25 protein-coding genes are annotated in these 25,860 nt (G+C 72.0%); 9 read left to right on the top strand and 16 right to left on the bottom strand.

Annotated features, from left to right (window positions below; translation table 11 throughout):
- Positions 1 to 100: 100 nt before the first annotated feature.
- Positions 101 to 562: a MaoC family dehydratase gene (locus AC3ETA_RS28925; RefSeq protein ID WP_432195832.1), complete on the top strand. Its 462-nt coding sequence runs from the start codon at positions 101 to 103 to the stop codon at positions 560 to 562.
- Positions 563 to 596: 34 nt separating this feature from the next.
- On the opposite strand, the gene AC3ETA_RS28930 is transcribed toward AC3ETA_RS28925, so the two are convergent.
- From AC3ETA_RS28930 to AC3ETA_RS28940, 3 genes are all read right to left on the bottom strand, one after another.
- A complete protein-coding gene (locus tag AC3ETA_RS28930) occupies positions 597 to 1,220 on the bottom strand; it encodes a TetR/AcrR family transcriptional regulator (protein WP_432195833.1) in 624 nt (207 codons plus the stop codon).
- Between the two features lie 91 nt (positions 1,221 to 1,311).
- Complete coding sequence (locus AC3ETA_RS28935) at positions 1,312 to 1,557, bottom strand: YiaA/YiaB family inner membrane protein (protein WP_030955107.1); 246 nt, start codon at positions 1,555 to 1,557, stop codon at positions 1,312 to 1,314.
- Positions 1,558 to 1,626: 69 nt separating this feature from the next.
- Positions 1,627 to 2,778, bottom strand: a complete 1,152-nt coding sequence (locus AC3ETA_RS28940; protein WP_432195834.1) for an acyl-CoA dehydrogenase family protein — start codon at positions 2,776 to 2,778, stop codon at positions 1,627 to 1,629.
- A gap of 87 nt (positions 2,779 to 2,865) precedes the next feature.
- Between AC3ETA_RS28940 and AC3ETA_RS28945 the strand changes: the two genes are divergently transcribed.
- The 3 genes from AC3ETA_RS28945 to AC3ETA_RS28955 all read left to right on the top strand — a co-directional run bounded on the left by AC3ETA_RS28945 (position 2,866) and on the right by AC3ETA_RS28955 (position 5,655).
- Positions 2,866 to 3,507, top strand: coding sequence for a TetR/AcrR family transcriptional regulator (locus tag AC3ETA_RS28945; RefSeq protein WP_432195835.1), 642 nt, complete (start codon positions 2,866 to 2,868; stop codon positions 3,505 to 3,507).
- Between the two features lie 216 nt (positions 3,508 to 3,723).
- Entirely contained in the window at positions 3,724 to 4,434 is a 711-nt protein-coding gene (locus tag AC3ETA_RS28950) for an ArsR/SmtB family transcription factor (RefSeq protein ID WP_432195836.1), read from the top strand.
- A gap of 282 nt (positions 4,435 to 4,716) precedes the next feature.
- Positions 4,717 to 5,655 carry a DMT family transporter gene (locus AC3ETA_RS28955; protein WP_432195881.1) on the top strand — a complete coding sequence of 313 codons (939 nt, stop codon included), beginning with the start codon at positions 4,717 to 4,719 and terminating at the stop codon, positions 5,653 to 5,655.
- On the opposite strand, the gene AC3ETA_RS28960 is transcribed toward AC3ETA_RS28955, so the two are convergent.
- The 12 genes from AC3ETA_RS28960 to AC3ETA_RS29015 form a co-directional block, all read right to left on the bottom strand.
- Positions 5,647 to 6,969 (bottom strand): MFS transporter, encoded by a 1,323-nt coding sequence (locus AC3ETA_RS28960; RefSeq protein ID WP_432195837.1) that lies wholly within the window; start codon positions 6,967 to 6,969, stop codon positions 5,647 to 5,649. The two genes, AC3ETA_RS28955 and AC3ETA_RS28960, sit on opposite strands and share 9 nt — an antisense overlap.
- Before the next feature lie 126 nt (positions 6,970 to 7,095).
- On the bottom strand, positions 7,096 to 8,175 hold the full coding sequence (locus AC3ETA_RS28965) for a Zn-dependent alcohol dehydrogenase (RefSeq protein ID WP_432195838.1): 1,080 nt from the start codon (positions 8,173 to 8,175) through the stop codon (positions 7,096 to 7,098).
- A gap of 11 nt (positions 8,176 to 8,186) precedes the next feature.
- Positions 8,187 to 9,575 carry an aldehyde dehydrogenase family protein gene (locus tag AC3ETA_RS28970; protein WP_432195839.1) on the bottom strand — a complete coding sequence of 463 codons (1,389 nt, stop codon included), beginning with the start codon at positions 9,573 to 9,575 and terminating at the stop codon, positions 8,187 to 8,189.
- A gap of 117 nt (positions 9,576 to 9,692) precedes the next feature.
- Positions 9,693 to 10,145, bottom strand: coding sequence for a DUF3574 domain-containing protein (locus AC3ETA_RS28975; RefSeq protein WP_432195840.1), 453 nt, complete (start codon positions 10,143 to 10,145; stop codon positions 9,693 to 9,695).
- A 30-nt stretch (positions 10,146 to 10,175) separates the two neighbouring features.
- Positions 10,176 to 11,513, bottom strand: coding sequence for an ABC transporter ATP-binding protein (locus AC3ETA_RS28980; protein WP_432195841.1), 1,338 nt, complete (start codon positions 11,511 to 11,513; stop codon positions 10,176 to 10,178).
- Between the two features lie 240 nt (positions 11,514 to 11,753).
- Positions 11,754 to 12,623 carry a class F sortase gene (locus tag AC3ETA_RS28985; protein ID WP_432195842.1) on the bottom strand — a complete coding sequence of 290 codons (870 nt, stop codon included), beginning with the start codon at positions 12,621 to 12,623 and terminating at the stop codon, positions 11,754 to 11,756.
- On the bottom strand, positions 12,613 to 13,212 hold the full coding sequence (locus tag AC3ETA_RS28990; RefSeq protein WP_432195843.1) for a hypothetical protein: 600 nt from the start codon (positions 13,210 to 13,212) through the stop codon (positions 12,613 to 12,615). Before AC3ETA_RS28990 ends, AC3ETA_RS28985 begins: the two co-directional genes overlap by 11 nt.
- A gap of 97 nt (positions 13,213 to 13,309) precedes the next feature.
- Complete coding sequence (locus AC3ETA_RS28995; protein WP_432195844.1) at positions 13,310 to 14,548, bottom strand: MFS transporter; 1,239 nt, start codon at positions 14,546 to 14,548, stop codon at positions 13,310 to 13,312.
- 54 nt (positions 14,549 to 14,602) lie between these two features.
- On the bottom strand, positions 14,603 to 16,012 hold the full coding sequence (locus AC3ETA_RS29000) for a CitMHS family transporter (protein ID WP_432195845.1): 1,410 nt from the start codon (positions 16,010 to 16,012) through the stop codon (positions 14,603 to 14,605).
- Between the two features lie 132 nt (positions 16,013 to 16,144).
- Complete coding sequence (locus tag AC3ETA_RS29005) at positions 16,145 to 18,397, bottom strand: molybdopterin oxidoreductase family protein (RefSeq protein ID WP_432195846.1); 2,253 nt, start codon at positions 18,395 to 18,397, stop codon at positions 16,145 to 16,147.
- A 150-nt stretch (positions 18,398 to 18,547) separates the two neighbouring features.
- A complete protein-coding gene (locus AC3ETA_RS29010; RefSeq protein ID WP_432195847.1) occupies positions 18,548 to 19,162 on the bottom strand; it encodes a TetR/AcrR family transcriptional regulator in 615 nt (204 codons plus the stop codon).
- Entirely contained in the window at positions 19,159 to 19,839 is a 681-nt protein-coding gene (locus AC3ETA_RS29015; protein WP_432195848.1) for a hypothetical protein, read from the bottom strand. The genes AC3ETA_RS29010 and AC3ETA_RS29015 overlap by 4 nt, the downstream gene beginning before the upstream one ends.
- Positions 19,840 to 20,000: 161 nt before the next feature.
- On the opposite strand from AC3ETA_RS29015, the gene hmgA reads away from it, so the two are divergent.
- The 3 genes from hmgA to AC3ETA_RS29030 are packed head-to-tail and all read left to right on the top strand — an operon-like array spanning position 20,001 to position 23,299.
- Entirely contained in the window at positions 20,001 to 21,353 is a 1,353-nt protein-coding gene (gene hmgA, locus AC3ETA_RS29020) for a homogentisate 1,2-dioxygenase (RefSeq protein WP_432195849.1), read from the top strand.
- 27 nt (positions 21,354 to 21,380) lie between these two features.
- The gene (locus tag AC3ETA_RS29025; RefSeq protein WP_432195850.1) at positions 21,381 to 22,130 is read left to right on the top strand and encodes a GntR family transcriptional regulator; all 750 of its coding nucleotides are present in this window, start codon (positions 21,381 to 21,383) and stop codon (positions 22,128 to 22,130) included.
- A 26-nt stretch (positions 22,131 to 22,156) separates the two neighbouring features.
- Complete coding sequence (locus tag AC3ETA_RS29030) at positions 22,157 to 23,299, top strand: type ISP restriction/modification enzyme (RefSeq protein WP_432195851.1); 1,143 nt, start codon at positions 22,157 to 22,159, stop codon at positions 23,297 to 23,299.
- Between the two features lie 59 nt (positions 23,300 to 23,358).
- Here the strand turns inward: AC3ETA_RS29030 and AC3ETA_RS29035 are convergent, their stop codons facing one another.
- The gene (locus tag AC3ETA_RS29035; protein WP_432195852.1) at positions 23,359 to 24,075 is read right to left on the bottom strand and encodes a TetR/AcrR family transcriptional regulator C-terminal domain-containing protein; all 717 of its coding nucleotides are present in this window, start codon (positions 24,073 to 24,075) and stop codon (positions 23,359 to 23,361) included.
- A gap of 63 nt (positions 24,076 to 24,138) precedes the next feature.
- Between AC3ETA_RS29035 and AC3ETA_RS29040 the strand changes: the two genes are divergently transcribed.
- Both AC3ETA_RS29040 and AC3ETA_RS29045 read left to right on the top strand, forming a co-directional pair.
- Complete coding sequence (locus tag AC3ETA_RS29040) at positions 24,139 to 25,077, top strand: ATP-binding cassette domain-containing protein (protein ID WP_432195853.1); 939 nt, start codon at positions 24,139 to 24,141, stop codon at positions 25,075 to 25,077.
- Entirely contained in the window at positions 25,074 to 25,856 is a 783-nt protein-coding gene (locus AC3ETA_RS29045) for an ABC transporter permease (RefSeq protein ID WP_432195854.1), read from the top strand. Before AC3ETA_RS29040 ends, AC3ETA_RS29045 begins: the two co-directional genes overlap by 4 nt.
- Positions 25,857 to 25,860: the final 4 nt, after the last annotated feature.

Raw genomic sequence — 25,860 nt, forward strand, 5'->3', positions numbered from 1 at the left:
CCCGCCACCTAGCATGCTAAGCAGTCGCTTAGACGTGGGTGCAGTCATTGCCCACTGGGCACATCACACACTGGGCATACGTGACGCGGGAGGCCGGGACATGGCAGAGCCGAGGATCTTCACCTCCGTCGACGATCTGAGGTCGGCGGTGGGCGAGCAGCTGGGGTACACGGACTGGCTGGAGGTCGACCAGAAGCGGATCGACCTGTTCGCCGAGGCCACCGGTGACCACCAGTGGATCCACGTCGACCCGGAGAAGGCCGCGACCGGCCCCTTCGGAACGACCATCGCCCACGGGTACCTCACGCTGTCACTGCTCCCGCTCTTCGGCCCCCAGCTCATCAAGGTCGAGGGCGTGAAGATGGGCGTGAACTACGGGACGAACAAGGTGCGTTTCCCCGCGCCGGTGCCCGTGGGCTCGCGGCTGCGCGCCACCGCGGCGATCACCGGCGTCGACGACGTGACGGGCGGCGTCCAGGTCAGCGTCGCGTTCACCGTGGAGCGCGAGGGCGGGGACAAGCCCGTGTGCGTCGCCGAGTCCGTCTCGCGCTACTACCTGTAGCCGGCGTACCGGGCACCGCGGCGCCCGGCCGGGCCTACTTCGCCCCCACCATCCGCAGCACGAGGTCGGCGTACAGCGCGCCGACCTCGTCGGGCTTCCAGGGACCGTGGACGTTGAACCAGCGGGCCACGTCGATGCACAGCGACAGCACGGCGAGGGTCGTGCCCTTGACGTCCAGGACGTCGAAGTCACCGACCGCCACCCCGTCCTCGATGATCGCGCGCACCTCGGCGTCGCACCGCCGCCGCAGCGCGAGGATCTCGGCGCGGGCGTCCGGGCCGAGCGAGTCCAGTTCGTACTGCACGACCCGTGCGGTGGTACGCCCCCCGGCGTGCCAGCGGACGAAGGAGCTCACGGCGTCGGAGAGCCGCTCGGCGGGGGTGCCCTCACGCCGGGCCGCGGTCTGCAGGATGTCCAGGGCCTTCTCGTGGCCGATCCTGCTGATGCGGTGGAGCAGTTCTTCCTTGGTCTTGTAGTGGATGTAGAGCGCGGCCGGGCTCATACCGGCGCGGCCCGCGATGTCACGGGTCGTCGTGGCGTGATAGCCGCGCTCGGCGAAGGCCTCCACGGCGGCGATCAGCAGCCGCCGGGCCGCGTCGGGCGTGACCTCGGCCCACGCCGACGTCTCGCCGTCGGCCGTCTCCTCCGCCGTACTCATCGCTCACTCGCCCCTCTCGCTGACAGAGGGACCACCATACCGCCCTGGGTGAGCGGGCGCTTAGCGCGGCCGGTCCGGGCTTTCGGAGTTCTCAGAGCTTCTCGAAGGGGTGGTACGCGGGCCGGTCGGCCTCCTGGCGGTCCCGGATCACCTTGGCGAGCGTGAAGGCGGAGGTGACCAGGTACAGGACGGCGATCGCGAGGAAGGCGCGCACCCAGGCGTCGGCGTTGAGTTTGAAGATGCCGATGGCGGTGGCCGCCATGGCGACCGCGAAGGAGGCGACCGCCTGGCCGTAGAAGGCGGCGGTGTTCTGCTGCTTGCCCGATGCGTCACTCATGGGGACAAGGATCGGCGGATGTGGCCGTAACCACATCCGCCGAAGTACCTAGGCGGCGGGCGCGGATACTCAGAACGCCGAGACTCCCGTCAACGCCCGTCCGATGAGCAGCTTCTGGATCTGACTGGTGCCTTCGTAGAGGGTCATCACACGGGCGTCCCGCAGCAGCTTGCCCGCCGGGTACTCGTCGATGTAGCCGTAGCCGCCGAAGACCTGGAGGGCGTTGTTGGCGGCGCGCACGGCCGCCTCGGAGGCGAAGAGCTTGGCTTTGGAGGACTCCACGGCGAAGGGCTGCCCGCGGTCGATCAGGTCGGCGACCCGCCAGGTCAGCAGCCGCGCCGCGTCCACGTCGACGGCGATGTCGCTGATCAGCTCCTGGACCAGCTGGTGGTGGGCGATCGACTTGCCGAACTGCTCGCGCTCACCGGCGTATCGGACGGCCGCGTCCAGGGCGGCCTGGGCTATGCCGACGCAGCCCGCGGCGACCGACATCCGCCCCTTGGCCAGGGCCGCCATCGCGACCGAGAAGCCCTTGCCCTCCTCCCCCACCATGGCCGACGCGGGCACCCGTACGCCCTCCAGCACGAGCTCCGCGGTGGCCTGGCCGCGCAGGCCGAGCTTGCCGTGGATGGTGCGGCGGGTCAGGCCGGGTGTGTCGGTGGGGACCAGGAAGGCGGAGACGCCCTTGTGGCCCGGCGCGTCGGTGGACCGGGCGAAGAGCAGCACGACGTCGGCCCAGGTGCCGTTCGTGATGAACATCTTGGTGCCGTCGAGGACGTAGTCCCCGCCGTCGCGCACCGCCCGCGTGGACAGGCTTCCGGCGTCGGAGCCGGTGCCCGGCTCGGTGAGGCCGAAGCAGCCGACCAGTTCGCCCGTCGTGAGCCCCGGCAGCCAGCGGCGCTTCTGCTCCTCGCTGCCCCGGGCCGCGATCGTCTTGGCGACCAGGCCGAGGGAGACGGAGACGATCCCGCGCACCGAGGAGTCGCCGCGTCCCAGCTCCTCCGTGACCAGGCAGTACGCGAGATGGTCGCCGCCCGAGCCGCCGTACTCCTCGTCGATCGTCAGGCCGAGGAAGCCGACCTCGCCGAGCTTCTTGACGAGGGCACGGTCCACTTCCTCCGCGCGGTCCCACTCGACGACGTTCGGCGCGATCTCGCGGTCCACGAAGTCCCGGGCGAGGCGGCGGACGGCGGTCTGCTCCTCACTGAGCTCCAGGTTCATGCAGAGTCACCCCACAGACGTACACAGAAAGCCGTAACTTTAAATTAGCACTGCTAGTTTTCGTTGGGCAGCCCTACTATGTGCGCCATGGCCCGACCGCGCAAGCCCCTCCTCAGCTACGACCGGATCGTCGAGACGGCTCGCGAACTCGTGGACGCGGAGGGCCTGTCGGCCGTCTCCACGCGCCGCCTCGCCGCCGAACTCGGGGTGAGCGGGCCGTCGCTGTACAACCACTTCCGCACGAAGGACGAGATCCTGGAGGCGGTCGCCGACTCGGTGAGCGCACAGGTCGACCTGTCGATGTTCGAGGACGGCCCCGACTGGCGGACCGCGCTGCACGACTGGGCCGTCTCCTACCGTGCGGCCCTGCGCGACCACCCCAACATCGTGCCCGTGCTGGCCCGCGGGCCCGGCCGCCGCCCGGCGGCGCTGCGGCTCGCCGACGCCGTGTACGGCGGGATGGTGGCGGCGGGGTGGCCGGCGGCACAGGCCACGTCCATCGGCGCGCTGATGCGGTACTTCATCATGGGCTCGGCGCTGGGCTCGTTCGCCGGGGGTTTCGTGGACGACGCGAGCGCGTACGACCCCGCCGACTACCCGCACTTGGGGCAGGCCCACCTCCTCGCCGAGCAGCAGGAGAAGATCGACGAGCGGGCCTTCGAGACGGGGCTGACGGCGCTGCTGGACGGGCTGGCCCGACAGTACGAGCAGGTCGGCCGGGACGTCTGAGCCCTGCCGGGCGGCAGAGGACGCCTGGGCGCCCCGCCCGGCGGCACCAGACACCCGAGCACCCCGCCCGGCGGCACCAGACACCCGAGCACCCCGCCCGGCGGCACCAGACACCCGAGCACCCCGCCGGGCAGGCCGGTCGATCACTTCCCTGCGGCGGGCCGCCCGGCCCACGCTTCGGCCGCCGCCGAAGTGTCCGTGCCGCATCCTGGACGCATGGCCACCAAGGACCCCCAGGCGACGCAGTTCGCCCGCCTCGCCGGGCTCTTCGCCGACGAGACCCGGGCCGCCTGTCTGCTGGCGCTGCTCGACGGGCGGGCCTGGACCGCCGGTGAGCTGGCGCGGCACGCCGGCGTCGCGGCGTCGACGCTGAGCGAGCATCTGGGCAAGCTGGTCGCCGACGGGCTGCTCAGTGAGGAGCGGCAGGGGCGGCACCGGTACGTCCGGCTGGCCGACGCGCGGGTCGCACAGCTGGTGGAAGACCTGGCCGCGCAGGTGAGCCCCGGGGCGGTCCGCCGGCCCCGGAACCTGCGGGAGTCCAGCGCCGGCTCGGCGATGGCCCGCGGCCGGACCTGCTACGACCATCTCGCAGGGCGGCTCGCTATCGCGATCACCGACGCGTTGACCTCCCGGGGGCTGCTGCGGCAGGACACGGGGTTCGCGCTGACCGATGCGGGGCTCGGCTGGTTCGACGCCACGGGCATCTCTCTCGACCGAAGCGGCCGGCGTCCGCTGGCCCGGGCCTGCCTCGACTGGACCGAACGGCGGCCCCATCTCGCGGGTGTCTCGGGGGCGGCCCTGTGCCGGCATGCACTGGAGGCGGGGTGGTGCGTGCGGATCGGGTCTGAGCGGGCCGTGAAGGTGACTCCGTCGGGGGCGCGGGTGTTGGGGGAGCTCTTGGGGATCGAGGCGGGGGCGTTGGCGTGAGGCGGCGGCTCAGGGGGCGGCGCCTTGGGTTGTGTGCCGGGTGCGGGTGAGTGGGGGTTTGTCGCGCAGTTCCCCGCGCCCCAGGTCGGCAGTGATCGGCCGTGCCCTCGCAGGGACCGGCATGCCGTTCGGCGTGCAGGGTGCGGGTGGGTGGGGGCTGGTCGCGCAGTTCCCCGTGCCCCTGGTGGGTGCCGTCGGCGGTGCCCTCGCAGAGCCCGCATTCATGCCTCGTCCGAAATCCGCCAGTCTTCGCCGGCCTTCGTTTCTAGCCTCTGGAGCATGATGAACACCTCCTTCGCCCGCCGTCCCGACCTGCTCGCCGCCGGTGCGGCTGGGGTCACCGTCGTGATGTGGGCCTCTGCCTTCGTTTCCATTCGGAGTGCCGGGGCCGCGTACTCGCCCGGTGCGCTCGCGCTGGGGAGGCTGCTCGTCGGGGCCGTGGTGCTGGGGCTCATCTGCCTTGTTCGCCGGGAGGGGCTGCCGCCCCGGGCGGCCTGGCCCGGGATCGCGATATCGGGGCTGCTGTGGTTCGGCTTCTACAGCGTCGTCCTGAACTGGGGCGAGCAGCAGGTGGACGCCGGCACGGCGGCCCTCGTGGTGAACACCGGGCCGATCCTCATCGCGCTGCTGGGCGCCCGCCTGCTCGGAGATCCGATGCCGCCGCGGCTGCTCGCGGGCATGGCGGTGTCGTTCGCCGGCGCGGTGACCGTGGGGCTTTCGATGTCGGGCGAGGGCGGTTCCTCGGTGCTCGGGGTGGTGCTGTGCCTGCTCGCCGCGATCGGCTACGCGGGCGGCGCGGTGGCCCAGAAGCCGGCACTCGGCCGCGCGAGCGCGCTCCAGGTGACGACGTACGGGTGTCTGGTCGGCGCGGCGCTCTGCCTGCCGTTCGCCGGTCAGCTCGTCGGCGACGCGGCCCACGCCTCGCTGTCCGCGACGCTCAACCTGGTCTACCTGGGCGTCTTCTCGCTGGCACTCGCGTTCACCACGTGGGCGTACGCCCTGGCCCGGACGACCGCCAGCCGTATGGGCGCGACCACGTACGCGGTGCCCGCGCTGGTCGTGCTGATGTCGTGGCTGGCGCTCGGCGAGGTGCCGGGCCCGCTCACACTGGCGGGCGGAGTGCTGTGTCTGGCGGGCGTGGCGGTGTCGCGCTCCAGGACCCGGTCCGCCCGGGTCGTGGCGAGCGCGCCGCGACCCGAGCAGACCCGCGAGTCAGCGTGAACGCGCCTTGTCCGCGAGCACCTTGATGGACAGCAGGGCGATCACGGCGAGGCCGATGATGTAGGCGGACACCGACATCGAGGTGCCCGTGGCCTCCAGCAGCAGCACCATGACGAACGGGGCGAGCCCACCGCCGAGCACGGCCGCGATCTGGTAGCCGAGGGAGGCGCCGGTGTAGCGCATCTCGGGCGTGAACAGCTCGGCGAACAGGGCCGCCTGGGGGCCGTACATGATGCTGAGGAAGCAGCTCGCGACGAAGCTGCCGACCGCCAGCCACAGCAGCGAACCGGTGTCGATCAGCAGGAACAGGGGGACGGCCCACAGGGCTATGCCGACCGCCCCGAGCGCGTAGATGCGGATGCGGCCGAGCTTGTCGGAGAGCGCGGCGGCTGCCGGGATCAGCACCAGCTGGGTGAGACTGACGCAGAGCGAGACCGTGAGCACCGCGCTCTTGTCCATGTCGAGTTCCCGGGTCGTGTAGTCGAGGACGCCGGTGATCAGGATGTAGAAGGTCGCGGTGTTGACGGCGAAGGAGCCGCCGGCCAGCAGAACCGTGCCGAGGTGGCTCTTGAGGATCGTGCGCAGCGGGGAACTCTGCTCCGTCTTCTCCTTCTCGGCCAGCGCCCGCTCGGCCTCCCGGAATTCGGGGGTCTCCTCGACGCGGGTGTGGATGTACCAGGCGAGGGCGAGGACGAACAGGCCGATCAGGAACGGCACCCGCCAGCCCCACGCGGCGAACTGCGCGTCGGTGGTGAACGCTCCGGCCAGCAGGAAGACGGTGTTGGCGCTGACCACGCCGATGGGGACGCCGAGTTGGACGACGCTGCCGTAGACGCCGCGCTTGCCCTCGGGGGCGTACTCGGTGGCCATCAGCATCGCGCCGCCCCACTGGGCGCCGACCGCGACGCCCTGGGCGATGCGCAGGAGGACGAGCAGGATCGGGGCGGCGACGCCGATCGTCTCGTAGGTGGGGAGGAGGCCGATGCCGGTGGTGGCGATGCCCATGAGGGTGAGCGCGAGAACCAGCATGGGCTTGCGGCCGCGCCTGTCGCCGAGCTGGCCCGCGACGATGCCGCCGATGGGGCGGGCGAGGAAGCCGACGGCGAAGGTGGCGAAGGCGGCGAGCACCCCGGCGGTGGGGCTGCCGGCCGGGAAGTACAGATCGCCGAGGACGAGGGCGGCGGCGATGCCGAAGACGAAGTAGTCGTACCACTCGACGGCCGAGGCGAGGGCCGCCGCTGTGGCCACGCGGCGCCGGTTGACCGTGGGGAGGGCGGTCGTGGTGGGCGGGTGAGCGGAGGGGGCCATGTCCATGCGTGCACACTCCGGTGGGTGCGGTGGGGACGTTGGCGGCGAACATACTGACCGGACGGTATGGGGTCAACGGCTGTGCGGGAAGGTTGCCCGGGGCACCCGAGGGCCCCGGGCAACATCAGAGACTCAGAACACCACCAGGGCCCGGCCGCCCTTGCCCGCGAGCATGTTCTCGAAGGCCGCCGGAATCCCCTCCAGCGCGATCCGTTCCGTCACCAGCGCGCCCAGGTCCAGGCGCCCCGCGCGCACGTGCCCGGCCAGCACCGGCAGATCCCGGGCCGGGTCGGAGTTGCCGTAGACGCAGCCGGAGAGGGTGCGGCCCCAGTGGAAGATCTCCAGCGCGTTGAAGGTGACCTGCTGGTCCTTGCCGCCGATGCCGACGACCGTGGTGCGGCCGCCGCGGCGGGTGGAGTCCCAGGCGGTGCGGATGGTGGCCGCGCGGCCCACGCACTCGACGGCCACGTCCACGCCCTGCTTGCCGGTCAGGCCACGGATCTCGCGGGCGGTGTTCTCGGAGGCGATCACATAGTCGGTGGCTCCCGCCGCACGCGCCAGTTCCTCCTTCTCCGCGGAGACGTCGACGGCGACGATCTTCGCGGCGCCCGCGATCCGGGCGGCCTGGAGGGCGGCCAGGCCGACCCCGCCGACACCGAACACGGCGACCGTCTCGCCCTCCCGCACCCGCGCCGAGTGGTGCACGGCGCCGTAGCCGGTGAGGACCGCGCAGCCCAGCAGGGCGGCGTCGGTGAGCGGTACGCCGTCCGGGAGCGGCAGGAGGCAGTCGGCGGAGACGACCGTCTCCTCGGCGAACGCGGCGACGTTCAGGCCGGGGTGCAGTTCGGCACCCGAGGCGGTGCGGGCGTAGACGTCGGCGGCGCCGTTGAGCGCGTTGGCGCACAGCCAGACCTCGCCGAGCCCGCAGGCGTGGCAACTGCCGCACGAGGGCGCCCAGTTGAGCACGACGCCGTCGCCCGGCGCGAGATGGGCGACCCCCTCCCCCACGGCCACCACCGTGCCGGCGCCCTCGTGGCCGAGGACCGCGGGGACGGGGACGCGCATGGTGCCGTTCGACAGGGACAGGTCGGAGTGGCAGACGCCGGCGGCGGCCAGGCGGACGCGGACCCGGCCGGGGCCGGGCTCGGGGAGTTCGATGTCGGTGACCTCCAGCGGGGCCCCGACGGCGGGCAGGACGGCGGCGCGAACCATGTGCGGGCTCCTCAGAACTGCAGGGACTTGGTCTGGAGGTACTCGGCCAGGCCGTGTGCGCCCAGCTCGCGGCCCACGCCCGACTGCTTGTAGCCGCCGAAGGGGGCGCGGACGTTGAAGCGGCCGCCGTTGATGTCGACCTGCCCGGTGTCCATCCGGCGCGCGAAGGCCACCGCCTCCGCCTCCTCGCCGGCCCAGACGGCGCCCGCGAGACCGTAGACGGTGCCGTTGGCGATGCGCAGGGCGTCCTCCTCGTCGTCGTAGCGCAGGATCGACAGGACCGGGCCGAAGATCTCCTCCTGGGCGATCGTCATCTCGGGCGTCACGTCGGCGAAGACGGTCGGACTGACGTACCAGCCCTGCTCGCGCGGCGCCTCGGTGCCGCCCGCGACCAGCCGCGCCCCCTCGGCGACGCCCTTCTCGATGTAGCCGAGGACCCGCGCCTGCTGCTTGGCGCTGACCACCGGGCCGATCCGCTCGCCGTACTTCGCGGCGGCGGTCGCGGCCAGCTCCACGGCCTCGTCGTACTGGTCGCGGTGGACCAGCATCCGCGTCCAGGCGCTGCACGTCTGCCCGGAGTTGGACATCACGTTGGCGACACCGACGTTGACCGCCTTGGCCAGGTCGGCGCTCGGCAGGATGACGTTGGCGGACTTGCCGCCCAGCTCCAGGGCCACCTTCTTGATGGCGGCGCCGGCCACCGCGGCGATCTGCCGGCCGACGGCCGTGGAGCCGGTGAAGGAGACCAGGTCGACGTCCGGGTGCTCGGCGAGCGCCTGGCCGGCGACCGGGCCGAGGCCGGTGACCAGGTTGAAGACGCCGGCGGGGAGGCCGGCCTCGTGGACCGCCTCGGCGAAGAGCTGGGCGACCAGCGGGGTGTCCTCGGCGGGCTTCAGCACCACCGTGCAGCCCGCGGCCAGCGCCGGGGCGACCTTGGCGACGACCTGGTGGAGCGGGTAGTTCCAGGGCGTGATCGCGCCGACCACACCGAGGGGCTCCAGGTACACGGTCGAGTTGCCGACCCGCTCCTCGAAGGCGTACGTCGCGGCCAGTTCGGCGTACGAGCCCGCGACCCCGATCGGCGTGCCGGTCTGGACGGCCTCGGAGAACTTCAGGGGCGAGCCGAGTTCGGCGGTGACGGTCTCGGCGATCTCGTCCTTGCGGGCCGCCAGCACGTCCCGCAGGGCGGCCAGCCGTGCGGCCCGTTCCGCGGGCGGGGTCGCGGCCCAGCCCGGGAAGGCGGCGCGGGCGGCCCGTACGGCGGTGTCGACGTCGGCGGCGGTGCCCGCCGGGACCTGCCCGATGACCTGCTCGTCGGCCGGGTTCACCACCTCGATCACGCCTCCGCCCGCGGCGGGGCGCCACGCGCCGTCGATGTACATGCCGTCGTGTGCCTTCATCACGCTTCCTCCCGGGCGGGGCGCCTCGTCGTCCGGCTGTGGTCGCCGGGCTTCATAAACTAGCGGCGATAGTTTTTGCGCGCCAGACACCCGAGCGATCGGCCGGACCCCATGACATCAGAAGTCGACCCGTGCGACGTCGTCCACCCTCCCCACGGCCTCCTGCCCGAACGCCTTCTCGTAGGCGCTCCGGATCTCCTCGATCCTGCGGTCGCTGCCCTGCGCCCGCGCCTCGGGGTAGAGCAGGATCAGCTCGTACGAGGTCTCCTTCTCGATCGTCCCGCTCGCGTCCCGCCACTGTCCGCGCCCGCTCTGCACGGTCAGCCCGTACGGAAACCCGGGCGTGACCTCCTCGTCGACGAACTCCATGAACTGCCGGTCGGTGACGGCCGGACCGCCGTCGGGGCGTGCGGTGCCGAAGAACAACCGGGTCTCGATGTACGGCTCTCCGCGCGCCGGCACCGCGGCGGCGGTGTCGCCGAGGGTGGCGTAGGCGGTCGGGGCGCCGACGGCCAGCAGCAGACCGGCGACCGCCAAGGAAGCCCGAGTTCGGGTGAGTTGCACGTTCATGCACCCATGACTACCTATGTCCGAGGTACGTCATTCCTCCAGATCCGGCAGTCGCGCCGGGGCCGGGCAGATGCGGTCGCCGTGCTGGTCGAAGACGAACAGATGGGCGAGGTCGACGAGGAGCGGGACGTGCATGCCGTGCCGGAGGTCGAAGTCCGGGGTGGTGCGGACGATGAGGTCGCCGGGCAGGCGGCCCTCGGGCGGTGCGGGGTCGTGGGCGTCGTCGGCCGGGTGCTCCAGCGCCACCACCGGCCCGGCGCGCAGGGCGCCCGCGCGGTTGCGCAGCCGCTCCAGCATCGAGCCGGAGTCACGGCGGCGGCGCCGGACCGGCGGGGCCGGCCGCGGGGCCTCCAGGTCGGGGACGACGGCCGGCCGGGAGCCGGTGTTGAAGTGGACGAGGACCTCGTGGCCCTGGAACTCCACGTGCTCGACCAGGCCGGTGATGTGTACCTCGCCGGGGCGGGCGCCGGCGGGCTTCGCGATGCGGACGGCCTCCGAACGCAGGCCCACGATCACCTCGCGCCCCTGCTGCACCCTCAGCAACTGGTGATCCAGACACAGGGGTTCGGGCAGCCGGAGGTACTGCTTGCCCAGGCTGATGGTCATCGCGCCGTCCAGCGGGGCGCGCACGACGCCGCGCAGCAGGTTGATGCGCGGGGTGCCGATGAAGGCCGCGACGAAGACGTTGCGCGGCAGCGAGTACACCGAGCGGGGCGTGCCGACCTGCTGGAGGACGCCGCCGCGCAGGACGGCGACCCGGTCGCCGAGCGACATCGCCTCGGCCTGGTCGTGGGTGACGTAGACCGTGGTGACGCCCAGTTTGCGGGTGAGGCCGGAGATCTCGGCGCGCAGATGGTTGCGGAGCTTGGCGTCGAGATTGGACAACGGCTCGTCCATCAGGAACGCGGAGGGGTGGCGGGCGATGGCCCGGCCCATGGCGACACGCTGGCGTTCGCCGCCGGAGAGCTGGGCGGGGAAGCGGTCGAGGAGGTCCTCGATGCCCAGCATGCGGGCGGTGGCGTCCACCCGGGTGCGGGGGTCCTCGCCGGGCGCCTCGATGCGCAGCGGGAAGCCGATGTTGTCGCGGCTGGTCATGCTCGGGTAGAGGGCGAAGTTCTGGAAGACCATGGCGATGCGCCGGTCGGCCGGCAGCAGGTCGTTGGCCCACTCGCCGTCCAGCAGCAGTTCACCCTCGTCGATCTCCTCAAGACCGGCGATCATCCTGAGCACGGTGGACTTGCCGCAGCCGGAGGGCCCGAGCAGCACGAGGAACTCACCGGGCTCGATGTCCAGCGTGAGCCGGTCCACGACACGGGTGCCCCTCGTGTAGGACTTGCTCACGTCGTGCAGGGAGATGGCGCGTGTCATGACGGATGCCCCCGGGGGCTCATTCAGGCATCGGGGCCCGTCCGGCATGCCGGATGATGGGTGCGCACGGTCCGGCACGCACTCCGCCGGACGGGCCCCGGTGCTCCGCGGTCGACCACCTCGTGCGGGTCGCACGGGGCGTGTGAGTCACGGAAGTTAACGGAATGTGTGCGGCCGGGGGAAGGGAACGGGCCGAATCGGGCGCCGCTGTCCGTCAGGCGGGCAAACGGACGGCCGGGTTCAGCGCCGGCCGCCGCTCTTGGGCTCACGGGTCGCCGTCAGATGGGCGTACACGACGACGTTGCCGGTGTAGCCGGTCCTGCGGTTGTAGTTGCCGCCGCAGGTGATCAGCCGCAGCTCCGGCCGGGCCCGGGGGCCGTACACCTCACGGTTGGGGAACTTGTCCTTCTGGTACGTCTTGATGGCGTCGACGGAGTAGACGGCGGTCCGTCCGTCGGCGCGCCGGACCTCGATGCGCTTGCCGCGCTTCAGTTCGCCGAGGCCGCCGAAGACGGCGGGTCCGGTGTCGGTGTCGAGGTGGCCCACGGCGATGGCGGTGCCCGTCTCCCCCGGGGAGGGTCCGTCCGTGTACCAGCCGACCAGGTTCGGTTCGTCCTCCGGGGGCGCGGGCAGGCGCCGCTCGCTGTCGAGGCGCAGGTCCATCAGCGGGGAGTCGACGCTGATGTAGGGGATGACGAGGCGGGTGGCGCGAGAGCGGGGCAGGGGGCTCGGGCCGGAGCGTTTTCCGGCGCGGGCGGGCCGGGGTGACGGGGCGGGGGCGCTCGCCCCTGCCGTGCCGGCGGCCGCGGTGCCGGGCGAGGGCGTGGACGGGGCCGGCGATGCGGAGGGTTCGGGAGCCGCCTCGCCGCTGCCGCGGGGCGGATCGCCCGCACGGGGGCGGGAGTCGGCGCCCGCCCCGCCGGCACCGCTTCCGGTGCCGGCGGCTCGGACCTCGGAGGCCTCGGCGGAGCCCGGAGCCGTCGTACCGGCTCCGGGCCGCTCGTGGTCGCACCGGACGCAGACCACCACCAGCGAGACGGTCAGTACGGCCGTCCTCGTCAGACGGTAGGCGCGCCGGCGATACCAGGGCCTGCGTCTTCTACGCGCCATGCGTACGGCGACGGAGCCGGAACCACATCACCCCGCCCACCGCGGCCAGGCCGACGATGCCGGCACCGGCGACCGTGGTGAAGGCCTCGCCGCGCGCGATGCCACCGCCACCGGCCGGCGGACCGCCCTGCGGGCCGGGTGAGGGCGTCGACATCGAGGACCGGCAGTCGACCGTGAAGCTCTTCTCCCGCTCGGGGGCCGTGGAGCCCGGGTACGTCCAGTAGAGCCGGTACTGCCCGTCGGGCAGCGTCAGGTCCGCGGAGTGCCCGGCGCCGTTCGTGAGAGTGATGCTTCCGGTGAGCCCGGCGGCTCCGCCGGCCGGGGGTTCGGCCGCGATGCGGTAGGTGGCGGTCGTCACCTGCTCGAAGTTGAGGGCGTCGAGGTAGAACCGGCAGACCCGCGGCTCGTCGATCGCGTCTCCGTACGGCGTGCGCGCGACCCCGTCCCACGGCGCCGTGTGGATCTTGATGGTGGCATTCTCCTGTGCGCCCGCCGTCGGCACCCCCGTCAGCGGCGTGAGCGCGGCAGTGAGCGCCGTGACGGCGGCGATACGCAGTCCGGCGCGGCGTGGAAGAGACGTGGTGGGCATGCGAGTCCTCCGAGTCAGACGATTTTCGTACAAATCGCTCTTCTGACTCTCTTTCACATGTGCACGCCGAATCGTGGAAGCAGCGCCTTACGGCCCATCAGATACCACTCTTTCGACGCAAGATCGCCCTCGACAGGCTCGCCTTACCGGCGCCCTCGGACTCCCCCGTCGGCCGCGCGGGCGCCCGCAGCGCGGTGCCGGCCGACACCAGCAGCAGCGCGCCCAGCATCACGAACGGCGCCGCCACCCCCGCGAGCCCGGCGACCAGCCCCGCCGAGGCCGGTGCGGCGACCTGGCCGAGGCGGTTGCCGGTCAGCCGCAGCGCGAGGGCGGTGGAGCGGGCGCCCTCGGGGGCCGCCTGGACGACCGTCGTCATGGACAGCGGCTGGCCGACGCCGAGGCAGAAGCCGAGCACCGCCAGCATCACGGCGAGCGCCCACACCGGCACCGGCAGCGCGATGCCCGCGCACAGCAGGGCCGCCAGCAGACAGGTCACGGTCAGCAGCAGGGTGCGGCCGAGCAGCCGCAGCAGGGGCGTCAGGACCAGACGGCACGCGATGGTGGCCGCCGCCCGCAGGCTGAGCAGGACGCCGATCAGGGCCGGCGCGATGCCCCGTTGCTCGCCGACCACCGGCAGATAGGCGGTGAGGATGTCGGTCGCGGACAGCACGGCCAGGCTGATGAAGATGCCGGCGGGCACGCCGCGGGCGCGCAGGATGCGCTGCACGGGCACCCGCTCGCCCTGTTCCCTGCGGGAGTTGGCCGTCGCGGGGCTCTCTATGCGCCACAGCGAGGCGAACGCGACCGCGCCGCCGGCGCCGGCCGCCAGCAGGGCGAGCGCGCTGGTCCCCGCCATGTCCCGGCCGCCGATCAGCGCGCCCGCGGCGATCGGACCGACCAGCTGGCCGAGGGAGGCTCCGATCGTGAAGTGCCCGAAGTTGCGGTCCTGTTCGTGCGGGGCGGACTGCCGGGCGACGAGGGACTGGGCGCCGATCACGAAGCAGAGGTGGCCGAGGCCCATCACCCCGCTCCAGACCGCCATCGCCCACAGCGAGTCCGCGAGGCCGCTGAGGGCGCAGCCGCCGGATATCAGCACCACGCCGACCGGCAGCAGCGGGGCACAGCGGCCGTGGTCGGTACGGCGGCCCAGCGGGACGGCCGCGAACAGCGGGAGCAGTGCGTACACGCCCGCGATCACACCGATCGCCCGCTCGTCGGCGCCCAGCGCGAGGGCCCGGTAGGAGACGGCGGGCCGCGCCATCGACACCGCCCCCTGCGCGAAGCTGAAGGCGATGACGAGGCGGAGCAGCCAGCCGCGGTTCCCACCGGGCCCCATGAACGTGTCCTCCGTGAACGGTGTGCGTGGATCAGCAGCGGGCGACGCTGCGGATCAGATGATTCCGAACAGCATGCCCGCCGCGAGGACGACCAGACAGGTGAGGGCCGCCCACTTCACCACGAACCTGGTGTGGTCGCCGAACTCCACCTTCGCCATGCCGACGAGGACGTACACGGCGGGGACGAGCGGGCTCGACATGTGCAGCGGCTGGCCGACCAGGGAGGCACGGGCCATCTCCAGCGGGGTGACACCGTGGGCCGCACCGGCCTCGGCGAGCACCGGCAGGACGCCGAAGTAGAAGCCGTCGTTGGACATGAAGTAGGTGAGCGGAAGGCTCAGCACACCGGTGACCAGGGCCATGTGCGGGCCCATGCCCTCGGGGATGACGTCCACCATCCACTTGGCCATGTGGTCGACCATGCCGGTGCCCTGGAGGACGCCGGTGAAGACGGCGGCGGCGAAGACCATGCCGGAGACGTTCAGGACGTTGTCGGCGTGCGCGGCGAGGCGGGCCTTCTGGTCCGGGATGTGCGGGAAGTTCACGGTGAGCGCGAGCGCGGCGCCGAGCAGGAACAGCACCGGGATCGGCAGCCACTCCATGATCATGGCGGTCAGCAGCGCGAGCGTCAGCAGCGCGTTGAACCAGTAGAGCTTGGGGCGCAGGGTGGGCCGGTCGGGGTTCAGGGCCTGGAAACGCTCGTCGTCCTCGGCGTCCTCCGCGTCGGTGCCGGAGCCCGAACCGCCGGTGGCCACCGGGGACTTGGCCGCGGCGGAGCCGGAGCCGCCGGAGCCCACGAGAACCGTCTCGGTCTCCTTCTCCTCGACCAGGACCTCGTTCAGCGTGAGCACGCCGAGACGCTTGCGTTCGCGCAGACCCAGGAAGTACGAGAGGACGAAGACGGCGAGCAGGCCCACGGCGAGGGCCGGGATCATGGGGACGAAGATGTCGCTGGCGTCGAGCTTGAGCGCGGTGGCGGCACGGGCGGTCGGGCCGCCCCACGGCAGGGTGTTCATCACGCCGTTGGCCATCGCCGCGACACCGGTCATCACGACCAGGCTCATCTTCAGGCGCTTGTACAGCGGGTACATCGCCGAGACGGTGATCATGAAGGTGGTCGAGCCGTCGCCGTCGAGCGAGACGATCGCGGCGAGGATCGCCGTGCCCACGACGATCCGCATCGGGTCGGCCTTGCAGAACCTCAGAATGCCCCGAACGATCGGGTCGAAGAGGCCGACATCGATCATCACACCGAAGTAGACGATCGCGAACATGAGCATCGCCGCGGTGGGGGCGAGGCTGGTGACGCCTTCGATGACGTAGTCACCGAGCTTGGCGCCCTTTCCGACGAACACACAGAACAATGCCGGAATAAGCACGAGCGCCGCGATCGGCGACATCTTCTTCATCATGATCAGGACCAGGAAGGTCGCGATCATGGCGAAGCCGAGGATGGTCAGCATGTGGATACCTAACGTTCGCCCTTGAACATCCCACGAGGGCCGGGGGTGCGACGACGTTAGGTCCCGCTCTGCAGCGTTAACAAGACGTTGACATGCGAGCAATAAGCGCAAAACTCCAGGTCAGAGCTTTGCTCAGGTCAGAGCCGTGATCTTTTCGGACACCGGGGACACCTCGATGGGCACTCCGTTGAGCACCGCGTTGCCCGACAGCGGGTCGAGCAGGCTGCCGTCGAGGAGCTGGTTGACGTTGACTCCGGGGTCGGTGGCGGCGTGACCGAGCCGGGTGCCGGGACGGTCGTGACCCCAGCCGTGCGGCAGGCTCACCACACCGGGGCGCACCGCGTCGGTGACCTCGGCGGGCGCGGTCACCTCTCCCCCGGCGCCCTTGAGGCGTACGGCCGCCCCGTCCCGCACGCCGAGCCGTTCGGCGTCCTGCGGGTGGATGTGCAGGGTGCAGCGGTTGGAGCCGCCGGTGAGGGCGGGCACGTTGTGCATCCAGCTGTTGTTGGAGCGCAGATGCCGGCGGCCGACGAGGACGAGCCCGTCGGGGCGGTGCAGCAGGGCCTCCCGCAGCCGGGGCAGATCGCCGGCGATGGGCGCGGGCAGCAGCTCCACCTTGCCGCTGACGGTCTTCAGCGGCTGCGGCAGACGGGACTTCAGCGGCCCGAGGTCGATGCCGTGCGGGTGCGCGAGCAGCTTCTCCAGGGTCAGCCCGTCGGGGCGTACGCCGAAGCCGTCGCCGTAGGGGCCGAGGCGCAGCATCATGTCGAGCCGCCGCTCGGGGCCGCTCTCGCCGGTGAGCCGGGCGGCGAGTTCCTGCGGGTCGCGGCCGTGGACGGGAGAGTGGGACTCCTTGACGGCCTTGCCGAGCGTCTGGCCGATGACCAGGTCGTCGACCGCGGACGGGTCGGCGCCGTGCATGCCGGTGGCGGCCAGGACCAAGCGCGCCAGGATCTCGGACTCGGCCATGCGGCCCGGCTCCAGCGGGACGGCCGCGCGGGTGTAGCGGACCTGGTTGCGCACGGCGAGGGTGTTGAAGGCGAAGTCGTGGTGCGGGCTCTGCGACGGCGGGGGCGGCGGCAGCACGACATGGGCGTGCCGCGAGGTCTCGTTGAGGTACGGGTCGACGCTGACCATGAAGTCGAGCGAGCCGAGGGCCTTGTCGAGCCGGTCGCCGTCGGGGGCCGACAGGACCGGGTTGGACGCGACGGCGACCAGGGCCCGGATCGGCTCGCCCTCGGCGGTGGCGGTGTCGATCTCCTCGGCGAGCGCGGACAGCGGCAACTCGCCCTTGGCCTCGGGGTGCCGGCTCACCCGGGAGTGCCAGCGCCCGAGCGCGAAGCCGTGGCCGGGTCCCGCGGGGCGGGGCGTCCTGTCGGTGGCGGCCTGCGGGAAGAGGGCACCGCCGGGGCGGTCGAGGTTGCCGGTGAGGATGTTGAGGACGTCCACGAGCCAGCTGGCGAGGGTGCCGTGCGGGACGGTGCAGCTGCCGATGCGGCCGTAGACGGCGGCGGTCGGGGCGGCGGCGAGCTCGCGGGCGAGGGCACGGATCGTGCCGGCGTCCACGTCACAGGTGTCGGCGACGGCCTCGGGAGTGAAGTCCCTTACTTCCGCGCGGAGTTCCTCGACTCCCCGGACGTGCGGCGCCAGCTCCCCGAGGGCGACCAGGTCCTCCTCGAAGAGCACGTACGCCATCGCCGCGAGCAGCAGCGCGTCGGTGCCGGGCCGGATCGCGACGTGCCGGTCGGCGAGCCTGGCGGTGCGGGTGCGGCGCGGGTCGATGACGGTGAGGGTGCCGCCGCGGGCCTTGAGCACCTTGAGCTTGCCCGGGAAGTCGGGGGCGGTGCACAGACTGCCGTTGGACTCCAGGGGGTTGGCGCCGATCAGCAGCAGATGGTCGGTGTGGTCGAGATCCGGCACGGGGATCGCCAGGGCGTCGCCGTAGAGCAGCCCGCTGGAGACGTGCTTGGGCATCTGGTCGACCGTGGAGGCGGTGAAGACGCTGCGGGTGCGCAGGCCGGCCAGCAGGATCGGCGGGTAGAGCGCGCCGGCCACGGTGTGCACGTTGGGGTTGCCGAGCACGACGCCCACGGAGTTGGGCCCGTACCGCTCGACGACCGGACGCAGACCGGCGGCGACCGCGTCGAAGGCCTCCTCCCAGGTGGCCTCGCGCAGCTCGCCGTCCTTGCGCACGAGCGGGGCGCGCAGCCGGTCGGGGTCGCCGTCGACGGCGCCGAAGGAGGCGCCCTTGGGGCAGATGAACCCCCGGCTGAACACGTCGTCACGGTCGCCGCGGGCACCGGTGACGGCGGTCCCCTCGATCGTGAGCGTGAGGCCGCAGGTGGCCTCGCACAGGGGGCAGATACGCAGTGCGGTGCGGGACACGGGTCCTCCCGGATGGCGGCGGCGGTGGCGCGAAGACTCGGAGCCGAGCATACCGACCGGTATGCATGGAGGGGAGTCCTCTCCGGGGGTGAGGTCGGAAATTCGCGAGCGGACGGTCCCGCGCCGCGCAGGACCGGCCGCGGCGGGCGGTCAGTCCAGCACGCGCGCCAGGTACGCCCGCAGCAGTTCCCGGACCTCCTCCAGGATCCGGTCGTCACCCTCCGGAGCCATCCGGAAGGCCAGGTGGACCAGCGTGTCGGCCGTTTCGACGGAGACCAGGAAGGTGCGGCGCAGATCCTCGTCCGGTTCGCGGTCGAGGTAGCGGGAGAGCAGCCGGGTGAGGCGGTCGGCGACGCGGTGGTTGGGTTCGCGGCGGGTGCCGACGGGGATCTGGTTGCCGAAGTCGACCAGCGAGAAGCCGGGCGCGGTGCGCTTCATGGCGATGTACTCGTCGAGCACGGCGTCCATCGCCACCCGCCAGCCCCCGTCGGCGGTCCCCTCCAGGCGCTCGGTGACCCGGGCGATGTAGCGCTCGAGGTTGCGCTGGGCGAGGGCGTCGGCCATCTGGCGTTTGTTGCCGAAGAACCGGTAGACGGAGCCGATGGGGACACCGGCCCGCTGGGCGACGGCCCGGGTGCTCAGGTCGTCGTAGCCGACCTCGTCGAGGAGGTCGGCGCAGGCGTCGAGGATCCGGGTGAGCCGTTCTGCGCTGCGCCGCTGCACGGGCGCCCGGCGAAGCGTTGCTGGATGTGGCACGGTCCTCATGATGCCTTTCCGACTCGGTCCGGTGAACCCTGCCCCCCGGTACGGAAGCGGGTACCCGTCGCACTCAGTGCCGCTCTCGGCACAGGGGTGGACGCCGTCGGTGCGTATGCCGACGGCTCAGTCGCCCCCGTCGCCGTCCGCGCCTCCGATTCCTGCGCCTCCGATTCCTGCGCCTCCGATTCCGAGGCCGTGACGTCGGCCGTGCTCTCCACCGGGTCGCCCTCCACGGCCCACGCCGTGCCGTCGTCGGCATACAGCCGGACGGTGACCTGGTGCGTGCCGCGCGGGACGAGGTCCGCCGGGAGGCGGTAGCCGGGGGTGCGGAGCCTGGTGACGAGACGGCCGTCCACGAAGAGGTACGCGAGCCCGCGCCCGGCCACCGCCCGCGCCTCGGCACCGGCGGGCGAGAAGCGGAAGGCGCGCACCGTGAGCCTGACGTCCCAGCCACCCCTGCCGTCACCGTCGGGGTCCGGCTGGACCTCGATGGCGACCTCGGGCGCCTCGTCCTTGCCGACCTCCCGGAGGTGCCGCCCGTCGTCGTCCGTGTCGTCGAGGACCTTGCCCACCGGGGAGGGCGACACGCCGTCCCCGGCGTCGCCGGACCCGCACCCGGCGGATGCGGTCAGCAGCAGGACACAGACCGCCGACGCGGCGAGCTGTCTCCGGGTCCATGACATGTCCGGAGACTAGAACACCGGTCCGACACCCCGAATCCCCCTTGAGTCGGGTCGGCATCCGTTTCCGGTCGTACCCGCAGAGGAGGACCGGCCGATCTCTTGCGCCCGGGAAATCGCAATCCTACGGTGAAGCATAGGAATCAGATCTCAAGGGAGCGATCATGAGCGATGGGGGCACCTCCCGCGCGGGCGTGTTCGGGCGTGAGGCAGCGCGGAAGACCGCGGAAGGGCTGGCCTACCTCTCCGGTTTCGGCAACGAGCACAGCTCGGAGGCGGTGCCCGGCGCCCTCCCCGAGGGCCGGAACTCACCCCAGCGCGCCCCGCTGGGCCTGTATGCGGAGCAGCTGAGCGGTTCGGCGTTCACCGAGCCGAGGGCGCACAACCGCCGCTCGTGGCTGTACCGCATCCGTCCGTCGGCCGCCCACCCGGCGTTCACGCGCACGGACAACGGCGCGATCCGTACGGCGCCCTTCACGGAGTCGGTGCCGGACCCGAACCGCCTGCGCTGGAACCCGCTGCCCGAGCCCACGCCCGGCACCGACTTCCTGGCCGGCCTGTGGACCCTGGGCGGCAACGGCGACGCGGCCCAGCGCACCGGCATGGCCGTGCACCTGTATCACGCCAACTCCTCCATGGACCGTGTCTTCAGCGACGCCGACGGTGAGCTGCTGATCGTCCCGGAGCGCGGCGGACTGCTGCTGCGCACGGAGTTCGGGCTGCTGCATGTGGAGCCGGGACATGTGGCGCTGATTCCACGTGGGGTGCGCTTCCGTGTGGAGCTGCTGGATGAGTCAGCCCGCGGCTATGTGTGCGAGAACTATGGGGCGCCCTTCCACCTCCCCGACCTCGGCCCGATCGGTGCCAACGGCCTCGCCAACGCCCGCGACTTCAAGGCGCCGGTGGCCGCTTACGAGGAGGTCGAGGGCCCGGTGGAGGTGGTCAACAAGTTCTGCGGCAACCTCTGGACGGCCATGTACGACCACACACCCCTCGATGTGGTCGCCTGGCACGGCAACCATGTGCCGTACGTCTATGACCTGCGCCGTTTCAATGTGATCGGCACCATCTCCTACGACCACCCCGACCCGTCGATCTTCACGGTGCTGACGTCCCCGTCGGACACCCCGGGTCTCGCCGGTGTCGACTTCGTGGTGTTCGCGCCGCGCTGGCTGGTCGGTGAGGACACCTTCCGGCCGCCGTACTTCCACCGGAACGTGATGAGCGAGTACATGGGCCTCGTCGAGGGCGCCTACGACGCGAAGGCGGAGGGCTTCGTGCCCGGTGGCGGTTCGCTGCACAACATGATGTCGGCGCACGGCCCGGACCGGGAGACGTTCGACAGGGCCAGCGCGGCCGAGCTGAAGCCGCAGAAGATCGACGACGGTCTTGCGTTCATGTTCGAGACCCGCTGGCCGGTGACGCTGACCCCGCAGGCGGCGGGGGCCGACCACCTGCAACAGCGCTATGACGACGTCTGGCTCGGCATGGAGCGTCGCTTCCGCCCCTTGCAGTAGAGATCCCCTACCGGTACGGATGGCCCAGTGACCTCCTTCGCCCCGGACTCGATCGTCCTGAACCGCAAGCTGCCGCTCTGGTACCAGGTGTCGCAGTCGCTGCGCGCCTCGATACTGGGCCGCCGACCGCAGGACCCGCTGCGGCTGCCCACCGAGGAGCAGTTGGCGGAGCACTACGGCGTGAGCGTGCTGACCATGCGGCAGGCGCTGAAGGAGCTGGAGGACGAGGGCCTGATCACGCGCCATCGCAGGCGCGGCACGTTCATCGAGCCGGACGCCCGCCGGGGCGCCCCCGTGCGGCTGCTCGGCTCGGTGGACGCGATCGTGGCCCAGCAGTCCGGCATGGCGACCGAACTGCTGGACCACGGCCGGGCGCGGGTGCCGGCCGAACTCGCCGAGTACTTCCCGGACGTCGACGAGGTGGCGACGTACCACCGCCTGCGCAGCGACGAGAAGACGGGCGAGCCGACCAACCACGCCCGCAACTACGTCCGGCCCGAACTCGCGGCGCGCATCGACCTGGACGACCTCGTCCGCTGGCCGATGACGAAGGTGCTGCGGGACGTCGTCGGGGCGGACATCAGCCGCATCACGGACACCGTGGAGGCGCGCCTGGCGGATCCGGAGACGGCGAAGCTGCTCCAAGTGCCCCTGCTGAGCCCGATCCTGCACTACACGGGCGTGACGTACGACGCGGCCGGGTGCGTGCTGGACGCGGTGGTCATCCACTACCGGGGCGACCGCTTCTCCTTCACGGTGACCCTGGACGCCACCTGACCACCGTGTCGGATCCAGGCCGTACGATGCCCAGCGTGACGCACGACGACGCTCCGCCGCTGGCGGACCTCATGCCGTGGTCCGTCGCACCGCCGCGGCTCGGCCGGGGGTGGCCGGCGGGCCCCGACCCGGCGACCCTGAAGGCCCGCTGGGACGCCTTCGTCAAGGCCGAGGGCCCGGACCGGGAGGCTCTGCTGGAGCCGACCCGCTCCCGCACCCTGCACTCCGCGGTCGGCCAGTTGCCCGGCGGTTCCGCCGGCACGGAGAAGCTGGTCCGCGCCACGGGGCCCTGCCCGGAGCCGGTGCGCGTCCTGCACGCCCCCTTCGACGAGCAGTGGCTGATCCCCGACCACCGGCTGATCGACGCGGCCCGCCCGGAGCTGTGGCGGGTGCTGGACGAGCACCAGGTCTTCGTCCTGGAGACACCGGAGTCCGGCCTGCTGGCGACCTCCGCGCTCCCGCTGGTCCGCCCGGGACGCATCCGCCCGCTGTACCGCCGCCCGGGCGGCACGGAACCCAATCTGGCGCCGGGCCTCGCGGAGCACCTCCAGGACCGGCTGAGCGGGCCGCTCGCGCCGCTGGACCTCCTCGCCTGGACGGTGGCGGCCGTACGCCCCGACCTCACCGTCCCTCTCACCGCCGACCCGGAACTCTGGGCACGCGGCGTGGAGTCGGGCCACCGCGCCCTGTGGCTGATGCGGCGCAACGGCGACCGCCCGAAGCTGCCCGGCGGCCGCCGCCCGTACGTCCGTGCGCCGCTCCCCTCCCGTCCGCTGACGCTGGACTACGACCGCGACGAGGAGACCCTGCTGCTGGGCGAGGGCCGCATCTCACCGGTCCCGCCGCAGGCCTGGGACTACGAGGTGGCCGGCGTGAAGGTGCTGGAGCAGTGGTTCACCGCCCGCGTCACGGAGCCCGAACCGGGCACCCTGGCGGCGATCCGCCCGCCGACCTGGCCACAGGCGTGGACTTCGGAACTGCTGGAACTGATCACGGTCCTGGCCCTGTCGGCGGAACTCCGGCCGCTCGACCAGGAGTTGACGGCACCGATCACCAGGGCCGACCTCCGCGAGGCGGGCGTCCTGCCGGTCCCGGACGCGACCCGCAGGCCGGCATCGGTGCTGGACGGTCACGAGGAGGGCCCGGAGGGCCAACTCGCGCTGATCTGAGCGCCCGCGCTCCTCTGGGGCGCGGCACTGTACCTGGCGCGGGCCGGGGTCAACTGTTCCTAGCGCGGGTCGGGGTCAAAAGCATCCAGCACCCGTTCCAGCGCCCGCCGGAACACCCCCTCCAGATCGATCGGCCCGCTGTCCGCCGTGAAGGCGGCGGCGAGGTGCGGATACCGGCCGGTGGCGACCTGGCTCCCGAGGTAGGCGATGCGCACCGCGTTCTCCTCCTCCTCGGACCACGGCATGGACCGGGTGCGCTCGGCGGTGGCGATCTCGTTCGCGGTGTACGTCGTCACGACCCCGTTGAGCAGCGCGACCAGCTCCATCTTCACGCTGTACGGAAGGTCGAGCGGTTCGAGGCAGGCCAGACAGTGCTCCAGATAGCGCAGGGTGTTGGGGCTGAAGCCGTACACCCCTGACATCAGCCGCGGCACCCAGGTGTGGCGGTGCATGATGCCGCGGGTCTCCTGCGCGTTGCGGATCATGTCGGCACGCCAGTCACCCGAGGGCTCCCGGATCTCGTGCTCGGCACCCACCGCGTCGATCATCAGCTCGTGCAGGTCCTCCTTGCGGGGGACGTAGTTGTACAGCGACATCGTCCCGCAGCCCAGCTCGGCCGCGACGTGCCGCATGGACACGGCATCCAGCCCGCGGGCGTCCGCGATGCGCACCGCCGCGGCCGCGATGTCCGCACGCGTGAACGCGGGCCTGGGACCGCGCCCGGTCCGCTCGGGACGCGCCCAGATCACTCCGGGCTCGGCCGCCTTGCCTGCCATCGATCATCACCTCGGCCACCATCCTAGTTACGTACACCGTACGTAGTGCGCTATGGTCGACCCATGACTTCTACGTACGCTGTACTTAGTGAAGGTCTGGAGAAGCGATTCGGCGAGGTCCACGCCCTGCGCGGACTCGATCTGGCCGTCGTGCAGGGCACCGTCTGCGGCCTCCTCGGCCCGAACGGCGCGGGCAAGACGACAGCCGTACGGCTGCTGACCACGCTCCTGCGGCCGGACGCCGGCTCGGCCCGGGTCGCGGGGCACGACCTGCTCAGGGACCCGGCGGCGGTCCGCCGCAGCATCGGCGTCACCGGCCAGTACGCCTCGGTCGACGGCGACCTCACCGGCCGCGAGAACCTCCGCCTGTTCGCCCGGCTGCACCGGGTGCGCGGGCCGGCGGAGCGCGCCGCCGAGCTGCTGGACCGCTTCGGCCTGACCGAGGCGGCCGACCGGCAGGCGTCCACGTACTCGGGCGGGATGCGCCGCCGCCTCGACCTCGCGGCGAGCCTCGTGCGCCGCCCCGACGTGCTCTTCCTCGACGAGCCCACGACCGGCCTCGACCCGGCGAGCCGCAACCGGATCCGGGACGCCGTGAGGGAGCTGACCGCCGACGGCACGACGGTGCTGCTGACCACGCAGTACCTGGAGGAGGCCGACCAACTGGCCGACGACATCGCCCTGGTGGACCGGGGACGGGTCGCACACCGCGGCTCGCCCGCCCAGTTCAAGGCGACCATCGGCGCACAGGTGGAGGTCGTCGTCGCCGACGCCGACGTCCTGGTCAAGGCGGCGGCCGTACTCGATCAACTCACCGGCGCGGAACCGTCGTTCGACCACGACCGGCGCTCCGTGGGCGCGGTCACCCGGGACGCCACGCTCACCCTGCCCCGGCTGGTGCGCGAACTCGACGCGGCGGGGGTGCCGTTGCTGGACGCGAGCATCCAGCCGCCGACGCTCGACGACGTCTTCCTGCGACTCACCGAGGAGAGTGCCGCATGAGCACCCTGGCGTACGACGGCGGCGCGATGCTGGGCCGGCAGCTGCGGCGGATCCGCAACAACCCCGGCCTGCTGATCCTGACGCAGACGATGCCGATCACCATGCTGCTGTTCTTCGGGTACGTCCTCGGCAGCGCGCTGGCGATGCCGGGCGCGGAGTACCGGTCCTTCCTGGTGCCGGGCCTGCTGGTGGCGACCGCGGCGAACGGGATCATGACCGGGATGTTCCAGGCCGCCCAGGACACCCATCGCGGGGTGATGGACCGGCTGCGGACACTGCCGATGAGCCGGGCCGCCGTACCGCTCGGGCAGGCGGTGGCCGATCTGGTCGTGACGGCCGCCGGGACGGTGCCGCTGCTGCTGGTCGGGCTCGCGGTGGGCTGGCGGATCGAGGGTTCCGTGCCGGAGGCGGCGGGCGCCGTGGGGCTGTTGCTGCTGTTCCGGTTCGCGACGACGTGGATCGGGATCTTCCTGGGGCTGCTCACCCGGAGCGAGGAGGCCGCCGGCCAGTTGGGCGGGGCGACGTTCATCCTGCCGCTGCTGTCCAACGCCTACATTCCGACGGACGGTCTGCCGGGCTGGCTGCGCACCCTTGCCGAGTGGAATCCGATCAGCGCGGTCACCATGGCGCTGCGGGACCTGTTCGGCAACGCGTCGGTGCCGCAGGACGCCGCCTGGCCGGTCGCACACCCTGTCGCCGGGTCACTGATGTGGTGCGCGGTACTGCTCGCGGTGTTCGCGCCGCTCGCCGTGCGGCGGTACGGGCGCGGCGAGGGCTGACGCC

It is taken from the genome of Streptomyces sp. bgisy027, assembly GCF_057710365.1.